General features: G+C 61.7%; 16 protein-coding genes. 6 read left to right on the top strand and 10 right to left on the bottom strand.

The genetic code is table 11. The features are described from left to right. From VN623_RS00265 to VN623_RS00255, 3 genes are read left to right on the top strand one after another with little or no spacing between them, the layout of a single operon-like run. On the top strand, positions 1-711 hold the full coding sequence (locus VN623_RS00265; protein ID WP_325566915.1) for an alpha/beta hydrolase: 711 nt from the start codon (positions 1-3) through the stop codon (positions 709-711). Next, positions 701-1,801 (top strand): S-methyl-5-thioribose-1-phosphate isomerase, encoded by a 1,101-nt coding sequence (mtnA, locus tag VN623_RS00260; protein WP_325566913.1) that lies wholly within the window; start codon positions 701-703, stop codon positions 1,799-1,801. The genes VN623_RS00265 and mtnA overlap by 11 nt, the downstream gene beginning before the upstream one ends. Next, complete coding sequence (locus tag VN623_RS00255) at positions 1,798-2,469, top strand: class II aldolase/adducin family protein (protein WP_325566911.1); 672 nt, start codon at positions 1,798-1,800, stop codon at positions 2,467-2,469. Before mtnA ends, VN623_RS00255 begins: the two co-directional genes overlap by 4 nt. A 19-nt stretch (positions 2,470-2,488) precedes the next feature. Here VN623_RS00255 and VN623_RS00250 read toward each other — a convergent pair whose 3' ends face one another. From VN623_RS00250 to VN623_RS00230, 5 genes are all read right to left on the bottom strand, one after another. Continuing rightward, on the bottom strand, positions 2,489-2,731 hold the full coding sequence (locus tag VN623_RS00250) for a DUF3297 family protein (protein WP_325566909.1): 243 nt from the start codon (positions 2,729-2,731) through the stop codon (positions 2,489-2,491). Between the two features lie 11 nt (positions 2,732-2,742). Next, positions 2,743-3,840 carry a redox-regulated ATPase YchF gene (gene ychF, locus VN623_RS00245; protein WP_325566907.1) on the bottom strand — a complete coding sequence of 366 codons (1,098 nt, stop codon included), beginning with the start codon at positions 3,838-3,840 and terminating at the stop codon, positions 2,743-2,745. Positions 3,841-3,933: 93 nt separating this feature from the next. Next, the gene (locus VN623_RS00240) at positions 3,934-4,608 is read right to left on the bottom strand and encodes a hypothetical protein (protein WP_325566905.1); all 675 of its coding nucleotides are present in this window, start codon (positions 4,606-4,608) and stop codon (positions 3,934-3,936) included. A 98-nt stretch (positions 4,609-4,706) separates the two neighbouring features. After that, positions 4,707-5,459, bottom strand: coding sequence for an aminoacyl-tRNA hydrolase (pth, locus tag VN623_RS00235; RefSeq protein ID WP_414653131.1), 753 nt, complete (start codon positions 5,457-5,459; stop codon positions 4,707-4,709). Positions 5,460-5,663: 204 nt separating this feature from the next. Next, on the bottom strand, positions 5,664-6,434 hold the full coding sequence (locus VN623_RS00230; protein WP_325566903.1) for a 50S ribosomal protein L25/general stress protein Ctc: 771 nt from the start codon (positions 6,432-6,434) through the stop codon (positions 5,664-5,666). 284 nt (positions 6,435-6,718) lie between these two features. Between VN623_RS00230 and VN623_RS00225 the strand changes: the two genes are divergently transcribed. Then, positions 6,719-7,123 carry a Fur family transcriptional regulator gene (locus VN623_RS00225; protein ID WP_325566901.1) on the top strand — a complete coding sequence of 135 codons (405 nt, stop codon included), beginning with the start codon at positions 6,719-6,721 and terminating at the stop codon, positions 7,121-7,123. A gap of 34 nt (positions 7,124-7,157) precedes the next feature. Here the strand turns inward: VN623_RS00225 and VN623_RS00220 are convergent, their stop codons facing one another. From VN623_RS00220 to lgt, 5 genes are all read right to left on the bottom strand, one after another. After that, positions 7,158-8,093 carry a ribose-phosphate pyrophosphokinase gene (locus tag VN623_RS00220; protein ID WP_325566899.1) on the bottom strand — a complete coding sequence of 312 codons (936 nt, stop codon included), beginning with the start codon at positions 8,091-8,093 and terminating at the stop codon, positions 7,158-7,160. 179 nt (positions 8,094-8,272) lie between these two features. Further along, a complete protein-coding gene (locus VN623_RS00215) occupies positions 8,273-9,355 on the bottom strand; it encodes a hypothetical protein (RefSeq protein ID WP_325566897.1) in 1,083 nt (360 codons plus the stop codon). 205 nt (positions 9,356-9,560) lie between these two features. Beyond that, positions 9,561-10,334: a peptidoglycan editing factor PgeF gene (pgeF, locus tag VN623_RS00210; protein ID WP_325566895.1), complete on the bottom strand. Its 774-nt coding sequence runs from the start codon at positions 10,332-10,334 to the stop codon at positions 9,561-9,563. Between the two features lie 8 nt (positions 10,335-10,342). Continuing rightward, on the bottom strand, positions 10,343-11,497 hold the full coding sequence (locus VN623_RS00205; RefSeq protein WP_325566893.1) for a class I SAM-dependent methyltransferase: 1,155 nt from the start codon (positions 11,495-11,497) through the stop codon (positions 10,343-10,345). Continuing rightward, entirely contained in the window at positions 11,494-12,333 is an 840-nt protein-coding gene (lgt, locus tag VN623_RS00200) for a prolipoprotein diacylglyceryl transferase (RefSeq protein WP_325566892.1), read from the bottom strand. Before lgt ends, VN623_RS00205 begins: the two co-directional genes overlap by 4 nt. A 180-nt stretch (positions 12,334-12,513) precedes the next feature. Between lgt and VN623_RS00195 the strand changes: the two genes are divergently transcribed. Together VN623_RS00195 and VN623_RS00190 are read left to right on the top strand one after the other, a co-directional pair. Further along, a complete protein-coding gene (locus tag VN623_RS00195; protein ID WP_325566891.1) occupies positions 12,514-12,777 on the top strand; it encodes an accessory factor UbiK family protein in 264 nt (87 codons plus the stop codon). 275 nt (positions 12,778-13,052) lie between these two features. Further along, the coding region (locus tag VN623_RS00190; protein WP_325566890.1) for a YbjN domain-containing protein at positions 13,053-13,540 on the top strand (488 nt) is incomplete at its 3' end.

The following is a 13,540-nucleotide window of genomic DNA, read 5'->3' as shown; positions in this document are numbered from 1 at the left end:
ATGGCGGCCAATGCACCAGAGATTGTTCTGCTGCCGGGCCTCGATGGCACAGGAGACTTATTTGACTGGGTCACGCCATTTCTTACGGAAGATCTGAACGTAAGCATCGTTCGCTATCCGCCAGACCCGACATTGGGGTATGCCGGATATACCGAGCTTGTCCGCAATGCGATTGGCAAGCGGAAGGTTTTCTTGCTCGGCGAGTCGTTTTCCGGTCCGGTTGCGGTTCGCGTCGCGAAGCAGCTTGGCGAGCAGATCAAGGGCATCGTGCTTGCGGCGACGTTCGTCAAAAATCCGTGGCCCAGCTGGCTCATTCGGAGGGCGGCAAACGTCGACCCCATGGCGACGCCCGCCAAGATCAGGAATGCTATACTGATTGGCCCCTATGGCGATGCCGAATTGACCAGGAGAATCGACGAGATCGTCCGGACGATCCCGAGGCCCTTGCGGGCGGCGCGTTTCAGGGCGATGGCGGACGTGGATGTGAGAGACGACTTCGGGGCGCTGCGCTGTCCCGTCCTCGCGCTCCACGGGCGCGACGATTGGCTGGTTCCAAAAAAGTCTATGCAAAATGCCATTATCACCAAGGGCGGCGCGAGGATGGTCGTCATTCCAGGGGCTCACATGCTGCTTCAAACGCGAGCGGAGGCAGCCGCGGGCGAGATCGTCTCGTTCACGAAGTCATCGGCGGAGGTCAGCTATGAAGCTTGACGGCGTGCCATCGCGGACGATCTGGCTGGAGCGAGACGGCTGGTCGGTCGGCATTCTCAATCAGACTTTGCTACCGCATAAGATTGACCGCGTGACGTTGCGAACGGTCGAGGATGCGGCGCATGCGATCAAGTCGATGCAGGTGCGCGGCGCGCCGCTGATCGGCGTGACGGCGGCTTATGGCGTAGCGCTGGCGATGCGAGCCGACGCATCTGATGCGGCGCTCGACCATGCCGTGAAATTTCTCGCCGTGCAAAGGCCGACCGCGGTCAATTTGCGCTGGGCGCTCGAAGACATGCGGGCGACGCTCGCGCCCTTGGCTGTCAACGCCCGCGTCGCTGCCGCCTACGCTCGGGCGGGCGCGATCGCAGAAGATGATGTCGAGATGTGCCGGCACATCGGGCTCAACGGGCTCGCGCTGATCAAGGATTTGGCTGAGAAAAAAGATGGCCGTCCCGTCAACATCCTGACGCACTGCAATGCCGGCTGGCTGGCTTGCGTCGATTGGGGCACGGCGACATCGCCGATCTACCAGGCACACGACGCGGGAATTCCGGTCCACGTTTGGGTCGATGAAACACGGCCGCGTAATCAGGGCGCGGCGTTGACCGCGTTCGAGCTGCTGCAGCACGGCGTGCCGCATAGCCTCATCGCAGACAACGCGGGCGGGCACTTCATGCAACGCGACGATGTTGATCTGGTCATCGTCGGGACCGATCGCGTGACGGCGGGCGGCGACGTCGCGAACAAGATCGGCACGTATCTCAAAGCGCTTGCGGCGCACGACAACGCCGTGCCGTTCTACGTCGCGCTACCCTATTCGACGATCGACTGGAGCATTGAGAAGGGCGCCGACATTCCGATCGAAGAACGCGGCGCCGACGAGGTGTTGAACGTGCAGGGCCGGTTGTCGAATGGCGACATCGCGTCCGTCGCGATTTCTCCTGAAGGAACACCAGCGCGAAATCCGGCCTTCGACGTAACTCCGGCGCGACTGGTGACGGGTCTGATCACAGAGCGCGGCGTTTGCGCGGCATCGCGGCAAGGACTTCTGTCGCTTTACCCTGAAAAGAAAAGCGCCGCCGCATGACAAAAGCAAAACGGCCGAGTGAGAAGGCACTAAGGAAAGACATCGTCGCCACGGCACTGGCGATGAACCGGTCTGGCCTTTCGCCGCTACGCTCCGGCAACGTCTCGTGCCGGTTCAAGGACGGCATGCTGATCACGCCATCGGGGCAACGCTACGAGGATACCGAGCCCGATGACATCGTGTTCGTCGCGGCCGACGGCAGTGTTCCGGGCGGCCAATTGAAGCCGTCGAGCGAATGGCATTTTCATCTTGGCGTTTATCGCTCGCGACCGAACGCACATGCCCTCGTGCACACGCATTCGACGTATGCGACGGTTCTAGCCTGTGCGCAGAAGCCGATACCGGCGTTTCATTACATGGTCGCCGTTGCAGGCGGCAAAGACATTCCGTGCGTAACCTACGCGACGTTCGGAACGGAGGAGCTGGCGCGCCACGTCGCCCGAGGTCTGCAGGAACGCAACGCCTGCCTGATGGCCAATCACGGGCAGATTGCGCTCGGCGCGACGCTGTCGGAAGCGCTCGAACTCGCGTTCGAAGTCGAGGTTCTGGCGGAGCAATATTATAAGCTTCTGGCACTTGGCGGTGCGCCGCACCTTCTCGACGACGCTGAGATGACGCGCAACGTCGAGAAATTCAAAACGTACGGGCAGAAGGGCCAGGATAACTAACGGCGCCCTGTGACGTTCGCTAAGCTTCGCCCTTGAAGAAAGGCTCGACCTTGCCTCTGAGCTTGATGGTCATGGCGTTTCCGGCGCGATCCTTCGCATTGCCTGCAACGACGCGAATCCAGCCCTCGCTGATGCAATACTCTTCGACGTTCGTTTTCTCGACGCCGTTGAACCGGATGCCTACTTCCCGCTTGAGAATTTCTTCGTTGAAATGCGGGCTCTTGGGGTCGTTGCAAAGCCGGTCGGGAAGTTCATCGCTCATCGTTATGCGTCCTAGTTCGCGAAGCGGAAGTGCATGACGTCGCCGTCCTGGACGACGTAGTCTTTGCCTTCGAGCCGCATCTTACCTGCATCTTTGGCGCCGGCTTCACCATTTCCGGCAACGTAATCCTGGTATGCGATCGTCTCGGCTCGGATGAAGCCCTTCTCGAAGTCGGTGTGAATGACGCCGGCGGCTTGCGGTGCCTTCGTGCCGCGCGTGATCGTCCAGGCGCGCGCCTCTTTCGGGCCGACGGTGAAGTAGGTGACGAGATCCAAAAGTGCATAGCCGGCGCGGATCAGCCGATTGAGGCCCGGCTCCTTGAGCCCCATCTCGTTCAAAAATGCGTCGCGATCTTCCGCTGCGAGCCCTGAGAACTCGCTTTCGATCTTCGCCGAAATGATGACGACGGCAGCGCCTTCGGCCTTGGCGCGTTCCTCGACCTGCTTGGAAAAGGCATTTCCCTCGGCCGCGGCACTCTCTTCGACGTTGCAGACGTAGACGACCGGCTTCGACGTCAACAGCTGCAGCGCCCGGAACGCCGGCATCTCTTCCGGCGTTATTTGCGCCGATCGCGCGGGCTTGCCCTCGCGTAACAGTAGAAGCGGTTTCTCCATGACGGCGAATAGCGCCTTGGCATCCTTATCGCCGGTCTTTGCTTTTTTCTCGATCTGCGAGGCACGCTTTTCGAGACTTTCGAGATCGGCCAGCATCAATTCGGTTTCGACGACGTCGGCGTCGGCCAGCGGGTCGATGCGGTTTTCGACGTGCGTCACGTCTTCGTCGATGAAGCAACGCAGCACATAGGCGACGGCATCGACCTCGCGAATATGGGAAAGGAATTTGTTGCCGAGCCCTTCACCTTTCGACGCGCCGCGCACCAAGCCGGCGATGTCGACGAACGTCAGCCGCGTCGGAATGATCTCGGCGCTCTTACCGACCTTGGCCAGCGTGTCGAGGCGCGGATCAGGGACGCCGACTTCGCCGACGTTCGGTTCGATCGTGCAGAAGGGATAGTTGGCCGCCTCGGCCGCTGCCGTTTGCGTCAGCGCATTGAAGAGGGTCGACTTGCCGACGTTCGGCAGGCCGACGATGCCGCATTTGAAGCCCATGTGTGGGGGATCATCCGGTTAAGTTGAGTTGATGGGGTAAGCGAGCCCGGCGGCCTTGTGAAGCCGAACATGCGGCTTCTGCGGCCCTATAACTCACTTCGTGAACTTGGCGAAGGCGAACGCCGAGTAGCGCGACGGGCTCGGCAGGTTTTGCGTGTCCGACATGGCATCGGCGAGTGCTTCGGAAATATTTGCACCGTTGTCGGTCCGGCGAACGGCGATGACGATGAATGGGCGCTGCCAGCTGGTGTCGGCGTCCTCGCACTCGACGCAAGGCTCGAGATAGCGCCCGAGGTTCAGCGTCCACATCGGGATCGCTGGGCCGACGGCGCCGCGCAGTAGTTCCGCCGTTCGAATGGCTCTCAGGCCGCCGCGCTGTTCTTCGCGCGCCACGTCGCCCTCCTGGCTTGCGAGACCCACAGCGATGAGTGCGCGAGCCGAGCTGAGGCCCTTGCGAAGCTGCGGCGCCAACACCTCGTTCTGAATTTCGTCGGGCGAAAGGCGACGTTCGCCTTTTTCAAGTTCGGTTGTCGAGCCGCGCACCCAGCCGTAATCCTTGGTCAAGACAACGACGTCGAAAACCACGTGCCGGTTTGACCTGTCGATGCCTTCGATCGGAAAGACGAGCGTGCGCTCGTTCCAGCGCGTGGCGATAATGCGCTTGGCGCCGGTCTTGTCTTTGCTGTTCGAGACAATTGCGTCTCTGATCACGAAGCCGAAGACGCTGAACGCAAAGAGCATCACCAGCACACCGATCGCGGTTTGCATGCGCGCGCCAAAAAAGGAACCGCGCCAACCGGAATGCGTATCTTGCCGAACATCAGACATGGACTGACCCGCCCCGTTCCCCAACGCCGGCCATCGCATTACGAGCCGTCGTCGCCGGACTTTCGCGCACCTAGCCACTTTTTCAAGTTTTCCGCGAGTGCGGATTGTCGTTTGGACGACCGTTCGCCGGACGGGTGTGCCGTTGCGGCCGGCTTTTTAGCGCCGCCGGAGCGGTCTTCGGCATCGGGGGCGGCTTTGTGCTTGGCGGGATCGCGGTCCGGTTCGCCCTGGCTTAGGCGCGCGATGTCGCTGAGGAAGCGGTCATCCTCGCCTTTGGCAAGGTAGGGTGCCGCGTCGGCGACGGCGTCGAGCAGTGCCGTGAGCCAGGGGCGCTCGGATTTCGCGAAATCGTTCAGCACGTAATAAACGACGGCGTCCTTCGAGCCCGGATGGCCAATACCGAGCCGGACGCGTTTGTAGTCATTCTCGATGTGAGCCGAAATCGAGCGCAGCCCGTTGTGGCCGGCGTTGCCGCCGCCAGCTTTGACTTTCACCTTGCCGGGGGCGAGGTCGAGCTCGTCGTGGAAAACGTAGACGTCCGACAGCGGAATTTTGAGAAAGCGCTGCGCATCGCCGACGGCGCGGCCGCTATCGTTCATATAGGTTTCGGGTTTCAAGAGCGTGATGCGCTCGGTGCCGATCGTGCCTTCTGAAACGACGCCGTGGAATTTCTTGCGCCAAGGGCCGAAGCCGTGGCGTTCGGCAATTCGATCGACCGCCATGAAGCCGACGTTGTGCCTGTTGGCGCGGTGTTTCTCATCGGGATTGCCGAGGCCGACGAAGAGCTTCATTTTGCTTGCGCCTTCCGACTCGCCTCCGGCGAGCCGGCCGGAAGGCGCGGGCCCGGTGGTAGGATCCCCGAAGGGGAGTCGCCGGGCGTGATGAGATAGTTCGTCTTCGTAGCCTCCGGCGAGCCGGTCGGAGGGCCCGGTGGCCGGAAGCGTCCAGCCTCGGGCAAAGACCGGCGCAATCTGAAAATTGCGCCGGGTCTGTTGTTACTTCTTTCCGGCTGGCTTCGCAGCTGGTGCGGCTGCCTTAGCTGGTGCTGCGGCAGCCTTGCCCGCGGCGGCTGGGGCCTTGCCTCCGGCTGCAGGTGCCTTGGCTCCGGCGGCAGGTGTTGCGCCTTTGGCATCGGCTGCAGGTGCGGCTGCTGCCCCGGTTTCCGGTGTTGCGGCAGCGGTCGTCGTTTCTTCTTCGCCCTTCAGTGCGCCGGCGATCGTCGCGATCGTGAAGTCGCGGTTCTTGATGACCGGTGACACGCCTTCGGGAAGCTTCAATGCCGAAACGTGGATCGAGCGTCCGATCTCAAGGCCTTCGAGGCTGACTTCGAAGAATTGCGGGATCTTGTCGTAGGGGCAGAAAACTTCGATATCGTGGCGCACGATGTTCAAGACGCCACCGCGCTTCAGGCCCGGCGACAGCGCTTCGTGGACGAAGTGCACTGGGATAGCTACGCGAATGATGCCGTCCTTGCCGACGCGCTGGAAATCGACGTGGAGGGGAATATCGCGCACCGGATCGAGCTGAACGTCGCGGGCGAGCACGATATGCTTCTTGCCCTCGACATCGAGTTCGAATGCCGTCGATGTGAACTGGCCCTTGAGGACCTGCTTCCACAGCGCGTTATATTCGAGGTTGATCGTTTCAGGGGTTTTCTGGTCGCCGTAAATGACGGCGGGCACGTTTCCTTCGCGGCGAGCTTGGCGTGCGGCCCCCTTGCCTGCACGCGGGCGCGCCGTAGCCTTGAGCGAAATCAGCTCAGACATGGCATCGTCTCCGGGTTTTAAGGCTCGTCTGCCAATCAGACGAGCCAAAAGCCGCAAGCCGGCCTCCAAGGGTGCCGGGCGGCGTCTCAGGAATGTCTTCATGAGATGGCCGGTGTATACCTGGGCTTTATCGCCCATGCAACGGGCCTTGAGGCGGGACAAGCCGCCTTGAACTTGCGGTCGGGCTGGAAAGTCGCACTGGAAATCAGCATATTAAGGGCGACATCGCCGTTCACCCCTCTGACTGAGGCCGCAAATTCCGGCCTCGGAGATGCCGTTAGACCATGACCCGAAAGCCCCCGAAGCGCCGCACCGCGGCCGATCAGGACAAAATCATAGTGGAAGCGCTGCGCGGTGTCGGCCGCCCCGTTAGCGCCTATGAGCTGATTGAGCAGGTTCGCGCCAAGGGCGTTAGCGCTCCGCCGACGGTCTACCGGGCGTTGCAGAGGCTGATCGGAGACGGCTTGGCGCACCGACTGGAAAGTCTCAACGCGTTTGTTGCCTGCAACCATCCGCATCATCCCGGCAAGGCGGTTTTTGCCATCTGCGATGCCTGCGGGACGGTTGAGGAGTTCGATAGCGCAAGCGCCATCAAGACGCTGCAGACGTGGGCCAAGAAAAACGACTTCGAGGTCCGCAGCATGACGCTCGAACTGCGCGGCCGTTGTGCCGCGTGTGCGGCGGCGTAACGGGCGAGGCGCGCCGCCACGCGAAGATCGACTCTTAATAGAAGAGGCTCGAGACGCTCTCTTCGCGGCTGGTGCGCATGATGGCTTCGCCGATCAGCGGTGCGATCGAGATGACGCGGATGTTCTTGGCGGCTTTGACCGCTTCCGTCGGCATGATCGAGTCCGTGATAACGAGCGACTTGAGCCGGGAACTCTGAATGCGGCTCACCGCGCCACCCGATAGGACCGCGTGCGAGATGTAGGCTGTCGCTTCGGTGGCGCCGTTCTTCAACAAGGCCTCGGCGGCGTTCACCAGCGTGCCACCGGAATCCACGATGTCGTCGATCAGGATGCAGCGTTTGCCCCTGACGTCGCCGATGAGGTTCATCACCTCGCTCTCGCCCGGCCGCTCACGACGCTTGTCGCAGATCGCGATCGGGGCGCCGATGCGCTTGGCGAGGGCGCGGGCCCTGACGACGCCGCCGACGTCCGGCGAGACGACAACAACATCATCGGTGTTACCGAACTGCTCTTCGATATCGCGCGTCATTACAGGAGCGGCGAAGAGGTTATCGGTCGGAATATCGAAGAAGCCCTGTATCTGACCGGCGTGCAGGTCAAGCGTAAGCACGCGGTCGGTTCCGGCGCGCTCGATCAGGTTGGCGACGAGTTTCGCTGAGATCGGAGTTCTCGGGCCGGGCTTGCGGTCCTGGCGTGCGTAGCCGAAGTAGGGAATGACCGCCGTGATGCGCCGCGCGGAAGAACGCCTCAGCGCATCGATCAGGATCAACAGCTCCATCATATTGTCGTTGGCCGGAAACGACGTCGATTGAATCACGAAGACATCCTGGCCGCGGACGTTCTCCTGAATCTCGACGAAGACTTCCATGTCGGCGAAGCGCTTCACCTGGCCCTTGGTGATCGGCAGCTTGACGTGCGCGCAGATCGCTTCTGCCAGAGGCCGATTGCTGTTACCCGCGACGATTTTCACGTCCAGCTTTCCTCGGCCGTCTGTGTTTCGGGCGTCGTCACCTTTGGCATCGAAAGGCATATGCGCTCCGAGAACTCCCTTATGCGCGGCTTGTAGCAATTGGGCCCGGACGTTTCAACCGTCCGGGCCCAGATTGCAGGATGCCAATATGTAGCGGACTCGCTCAACTGGCGGATTGCTTAATTTGTGCTCTTGGCGGGCAACAGTTTAATGATGCCCTGAGCAGCCGCGGCGGCAGCGGCGTCCGCCGTTTTGCCCCACGAGCCGTCGAGCGAACCTTGCGGCACTTCATTTTTCTGAGACACCGTGCCAAGTTTTTTGCCTGCCGGATCGAGGACGTTCCAATCGATTTGAATCGGCTGTTTGCCGTCCTTGCCCTGGCCCATCGCGACTTTACCCTCGACTTTGTACGACTGAGGGTTGGGCATGCTGGCCAGCGAAACGCCATTCTTCGTCAGCTCACGCTGAATAGCCGCAGTCAATGCACCGCCCCCGTCGCCCGGAGCGCCCGTTACTGTCGGCACCAGAGCCGTAATCGGTCCCGAAGTTGCGATGCTGCCGGTCGTCGGAGCTATTGCCTGCTGAGGCGGTGCGTTCACGGCCGTTTGGTAAGCGGCGTTAGTTGCGGCAGCTGCTGCAGCCGATTTTGTTTCCGTTGCGCTTCGCTCGCCGACTACAGGCGTCGAATTGGCGGCGACAGGAGTGCCGCCGGCGCCCGGAAGCCAAGTTGCCAGTTGCGTCGCGGTCTTGTCGGCGATGCGCTGGACAACCTCTGGCGTGACGGCAGCCCACGGGTCTTTTCCAGCCCCGACCGCAACCTCTTCGCCGGTGATGCGGTGGACGCGCTTGCCCGACTGATCCGTGACGTCCCAGATGTAGGAGATTTTTGCCTTGGTCTTCTCGCGCGCCGCGACGATGTAGCCCCGTACGACGTATTCGCTCGACGCGTTCGCTGCTGTCGCGACGGTCATGCCGCGATTGCCGATCGCCGAAGCAAGCTGCGTCTGGAGATCCCGCGCGACGTTATCGGGCGATCCGATCACAGGCGCGATCTGGATTTTTGCGGTCTTCACCGCGGCCGGTTGCGTCTGTGATTGTGTGAGTGTGGCTTGCGGCCCTGACGAACCGGCGCCGCCAAGAATGTTTGAGCCTGATCCACAGCCCGCGAGTGCCAAGGCGACGAACGACATCAAAAATGTCGAACCGGTCGTCCAAGACAACGTTCTGCGCTCGCGCACACGAGCAGAGTATAAGGTCGTCACGTCGACGTCCCCCTTTTCCAACCGCAGCTTCCCGGCGGCCGGCATACCTTACCCCGCGGCCTGAACTCTCCCTTACAAACTACCGGAACTGACCCTCAACCCTCTAGATCAGCCTGGCTCTGCCCGTCCAGATGGCAGCCCGATGAAAGTGTGTCTAGTCCGCCAAATGCTGGCCTCGCACGTGACGTGCCTGTGGATTGTGCGGTTAAGCCACGACAATGGCGGAGATTTGACGGCCATAATCGGGCTCTTGGCGATGCGTTTTGCGTCGGTAGCTAAAGAAAAGCGATTCGTTCTCGTACGTGCAGGGCGAAAGGCCGACCACGCTACCGATTCCGGCGTCGCGGAGGCGCCGGCCAACGAAGGCGGGCAGATCGAAATGCGGACGGTCGGCATTGTCTCGGCGTGAGAAGAACTGGCGGCTGTCGGCATCGCTCGCCAAAAATTGCGTTTCAAAGTCTGGTCCAACCTCGTAGGCAACCGGGCCGATGCATGGGCCGACGGCGGCGCTGATGCGCTGGCGCTTTGCGCCGAGACGTTCCATCCCGGCAACCGCACTCTCGATGATGCCGTCGACTGCGCCGCGCCAACCGGCGTGTGCGGCTGCGACGACGCGCGCTACGGGATCAGCCAGCAGCACCGGGGCGCAATCGGCCGTCAGCACGCCGATGACGAGCCCCGGCGTTCTCGAGATGACCGCGTCGGCACGCGGCAGCATATCTCGCGCGATCGCGCCGGAAACCTCGAGCGCCGTCGTTCCGTGCTCTTGATAGAGAGTTGTGACGCCGTCGCTGCTGCCGCCGAGATGGCGTGCGACGAGGCGGCGATTTTCAAGCACCGGTGACGCGTCGTCACCTGAGCCGAGACCGCAATTGAGGCTGGCGTAGAGGCCCTCTGAAACGCCGCCCTGACGAGTGAAGAAGCCATGCCGAATACCGGGCAGGTTCGTCAGGTTTGCGGCTTCGAGCGGAGCAAGCATGACGCCGGTTATGAACGGCCGCCCGAGCCCTGTCCAGGCGACGCATTCGGCCCCGCCGCCGCGCCGAAGCCGGGCAGCGGCGGCAGCTGCGGCGAACGCACGCCGAGTACCTTGAAGCGCGCGCCCATACCGCTTGGCGCCAAGAGCCGCGCGACACCGCTTTCAATTTCACCGGCACGTTTCGGGTTTGCGGCCATCAATCGCGAGGCTCTCTCGACGATGCCGAGCGAGCCGAGGAACTCGGCTTGCATGACGGGGCCATCGAGCGCCAGCCCGGCGCGGTGCAGTGTCGAGGCAAGATCGTAAAAATTGACGTGGACCGTCAAGTCCGCTTCGCCCGGCGAGGTCAACGGCGACTCGTAAGCGTGGCGGCGAACCGCCTGCAACGTGTCGCCCGCCGCCGGCGTCGTGTGACCGTAGTCGATAATCAGCAATGCAATCGGGCCTCGCCGCGCCAACTCCTGAAGCGCCTCGGCGAACTGGTCGAGCCGTTGCGTTTCGATGACGGCGCCGGGCGGAGCATCCGGAAGAAGTGCTTCGAACGCCTCTCGCGGACAATCGCCGTCGATGGGTCCGAATTGCAGGTTACCGTCGCCGTCGAGCACGACGCCCTTGATGCGCCATCCGTCCGCCGTCTTGATCCACTGGGCGACGGGCCAGGAGTCAAGGAACTCGTTGGCAAAGATGATCGCCGGCGGGGTGAAGGCATCGAGTTCGCCGCCGCGCGTGAGATTGCCGGGGAAATCGGCCAACGTTGCATTCTGCAGTTCGGTCAGAGCGGCGCTGGCTTCGACGAGATGGACGCGCGCGGCGCTGGCGAAGCCCGGCACGACGCGGGCTGCGTGGAGCGCGTCGCGCATCATCGTTCCGCGTCCGGGTCCGTATTCGGCGATGGTGATGGGATTGGGCGACTGGAACACGCCCTGCCAAACGACACCGGCCCAAACACCGATGAGTTCGCCGAATACCTGACTGATCTCCGCCGCCGTGATGAAGTCGCCGGCGGCCCCGAGGACAGCCGGCTTGCGATAGTATCCGTGTTCGCGATCCCAGAGGCATCGCGACATGTAGGCTTGGACGGTCATCGGGCCGTCGCGGCGGATACTTTCCTTGAGCTGCAGCGCTAGGGGCGTATCGCGACGAGGATCCGGAAGGACGATCACACGGTTGCCTTTTCGGAGCCTTCCCGCCGGTACGCGGTCCACACCAGATAAATGCCGAGCAGCAGCATCGGCAAGCAATAGACCTGTCCGGCGGTGAACGGTCCGATGTTCAGGATGTGGCCGGGTTCCGGTTCGCGGAATATTTCACTTATTGAGCGGGCGATTGCATACCAAATGAGCCAGATGCCGGCAACGAGACCGGGGCGCTTCAAAGCGAGCATGCGGTGGGTCGCGAACCTAATGATGGCGAACATCACGAGGCCTTCGAGCACCGCTTCGTAAAGCTGGCTGGGATGACGTGGGTCTGGGCCGCCGTTCGGGAATACCATGCCGATTGCGGCGTTGGTCACGCGTCCCCAATGCTCCGAGTTGATGAAGTTCGCAACACGGCCGAAGAAGATGCCGATTGGCGCTGCAGCGCAGCAGAGGTCCATCACCGACCTAGCGGAAACCTTGTAATGCCTCGCGAAGAGGAGGATCAGAAGGCCGGTCGCGATGAGCGCGCCGTGGAAACTCATGCCGCCTTTCCACACCTTGACGATCTCGGCCGGATTGGAAAAGTAGAAGTCCGGATCGTAAAGCAGGACTTGCCCGAGCCGGCCGCCGATGATGACGCCGGCGGTGGCGTATAGGAGCAGATCGTCGACCCGTTCGAGTGTGAAGGGTGCCTTGCCGCCGTACCAAAGCTTGGGAGTCGTGATGAGGCGCCGGATATAGAGCCAGCCAAAAATGAGACCGGTCATATAAGCGATGCCGTACCATTTGATCGATAACGGCCCCAACTCGATCGCCACGGGATCGATGTTTGGGTAGGTCAGAACGGCGAGGGCTGTCATCGGCACTCCAGGCGAAATTCCGCGGCCGGCCTGAGGTGGTCGGATTGTGGTGGTTTGTTTGGGAACGCCGCCGCAATGTCAAGCGCGGCACGATTGAACCCCTGGGGCCGGGATCGTGCGGTCTTGCGGGCTTCAAAGCCAATCGCCATAGTCATATCAACTCTTGCTCCGAGACCCATGATGACCCAGACCACGAACAGGTTCTTCGACGACTTTGCCAAGCTGATGACGGACGCGGCCGGTGCGGCAGATGGCATGAAGCGGGAAACGGAAACCTTCATGCGCGGCCAAGCCGAGAAATTCCTGCGCGACATGAATGTCGTTGTGCGCGAAGATTTCGAAGCCGTTCGTGAGATGGCGCAGAAGGCGCGTCAAGAGAACGAAGCTCTTGCACTGCGCATCGCGGCCCTCGAAGCCGAAGTCGAGAGATTGAAGCGGGCTTGAGTTCTTATTGACTCGCCCCGATCGCTCTGCGGCATCCACAACTTAAGTCGCTTTGTCTACTGCTAACGACTCCACACGCGCGATGCGCACAGCTGTGCCTGCGCTTTGCCACTTTGGTCGTGGAGAAGGTTAATGCGTTGCTCCCCTCAGCTTGCGACTCGCCAGGGCGTCTGATTTGGTCCGGCGCAGCACTAAATGGCGCTTTCCTCGATCTGTTTCGCGTCGTTTTCATTGGCGAATTGTTGAGCGCGCAGCAGACCTGGAGATCGTTTTCAATGGCAGTTGCGGAAAAGAACACCACCCGCGTTCTAAATCCGCTCGATCTCATCGAGCACCTCGCACAGGGACACGACTGGCCGCTCGAGCGCGCAAGCGACGAAGAACTGACTCTCATCGTCGCTGGGACGTGGGCCGACTATCACATCTCGATCAATTGGCGCGACGACCTCGAGGCATTGCATCTGGCATGCGCTTTCGACTTCCGCGTTCCCGACAATCGTCTGACCGAAATGTACAAGCTGGTTGCGCAGATCAACGAGCAACTTTGGCTCGGTCACTTCGATCTGTGGACGCAGGAGGGTCTGGTGATGTTCCGCCATGCGCTTCTTTTGAACGGCGCGGTGGCGACGGTCCGCCAGTGCGAGGCGATGCTGAAAGCGGCTCTCGAGGGCTGTGAGCGCTATTACCAAGCCTTCCAGTTCGTCGTATGGGCAGGTAAGGAAAGCCGGGAAGCCCTCGTTTCGACGATGTTCGAAACACAGGG

The organism is Hyphomicrobium sp., from assembly GCF_035572195.1.
GTDB lineage: Bacteria > Pseudomonadota > Alphaproteobacteria > Rhizobiales > Hyphomicrobiaceae > Hyphomicrobium_B.
The sequence above is the reverse complement of the archived record's forward strand: the minus strand, read 5'-3'. Positions and strand labels throughout refer to the sequence as shown.

Coding starts and splice junctions, on each gene's coding strand:
- VN623_RS00265 (WP_325566915.1), top strand. CDS start 1: ATGGCGGCCAATGCACCAGAGATTGTTCTGCTGCCGGGCCTCGATGGC.
- mtnA (WP_325566913.1), top strand. CDS start 701: ATGAAGCTTGACGGCGTGCCATCGCGGACGATCTGGCTGGAGCGAGAC.
- VN623_RS00255 (WP_325566911.1), top strand. CDS start 1,798: ATGACAAAAGCAAAACGGCCGAGTGAGAAGGCACTAAGGAAAGACATC.
- VN623_RS00250 (WP_325566909.1), bottom strand. CDS start 2,731: ATGAGCGATGAACTTCCCGACCGGCTTTGCAACGACCCCAAGAGCCCG.
- ychF (WP_325566907.1), bottom strand. CDS start 3,840: ATGGGCTTCAAATGCGGCATCGTCGGCCTGCCGAACGTCGGCAAGTCG.
- VN623_RS00240 (WP_325566905.1), bottom strand. CDS start 4,608: ATGCAAACCGCGATCGGTGTGCTGGTGATGCTCTTTGCGTTCAGCGTC.
- pth (WP_414653131.1), bottom strand. CDS start 5,459: ATGAAGCTCTTCGTCGGCCTCGGCAATCCCGATGAGAAACACCGCGCC.
- VN623_RS00230 (WP_325566903.1), bottom strand. CDS start 6,434: ATGTCTGAGCTGATTTCGCTCAAGGCTACGGCGCGCCCGCGTGCAGGC.
- VN623_RS00225 (WP_325566901.1), top strand. CDS start 6,719: ATGACCCGAAAGCCCCCGAAGCGCCGCACCGCGGCCGATCAGGACAAA.
- pgeF (WP_325566895.1), bottom strand. CDS start 10,334: ATGCTTGCTCCGCTCGAAGCCGCAAACCTGACGAACCTGCCCGGTATT.
- lgt (WP_325566892.1), bottom strand. CDS start 12,333: ATGACAGCCCTCGCCGTTCTGACCTACCCAAACATCGATCCCGTGGCG.
- VN623_RS00195 (WP_325566891.1), top strand. CDS start 12,514: ATGACCCAGACCACGAACAGGTTCTTCGACGACTTTGCCAAGCTGATG.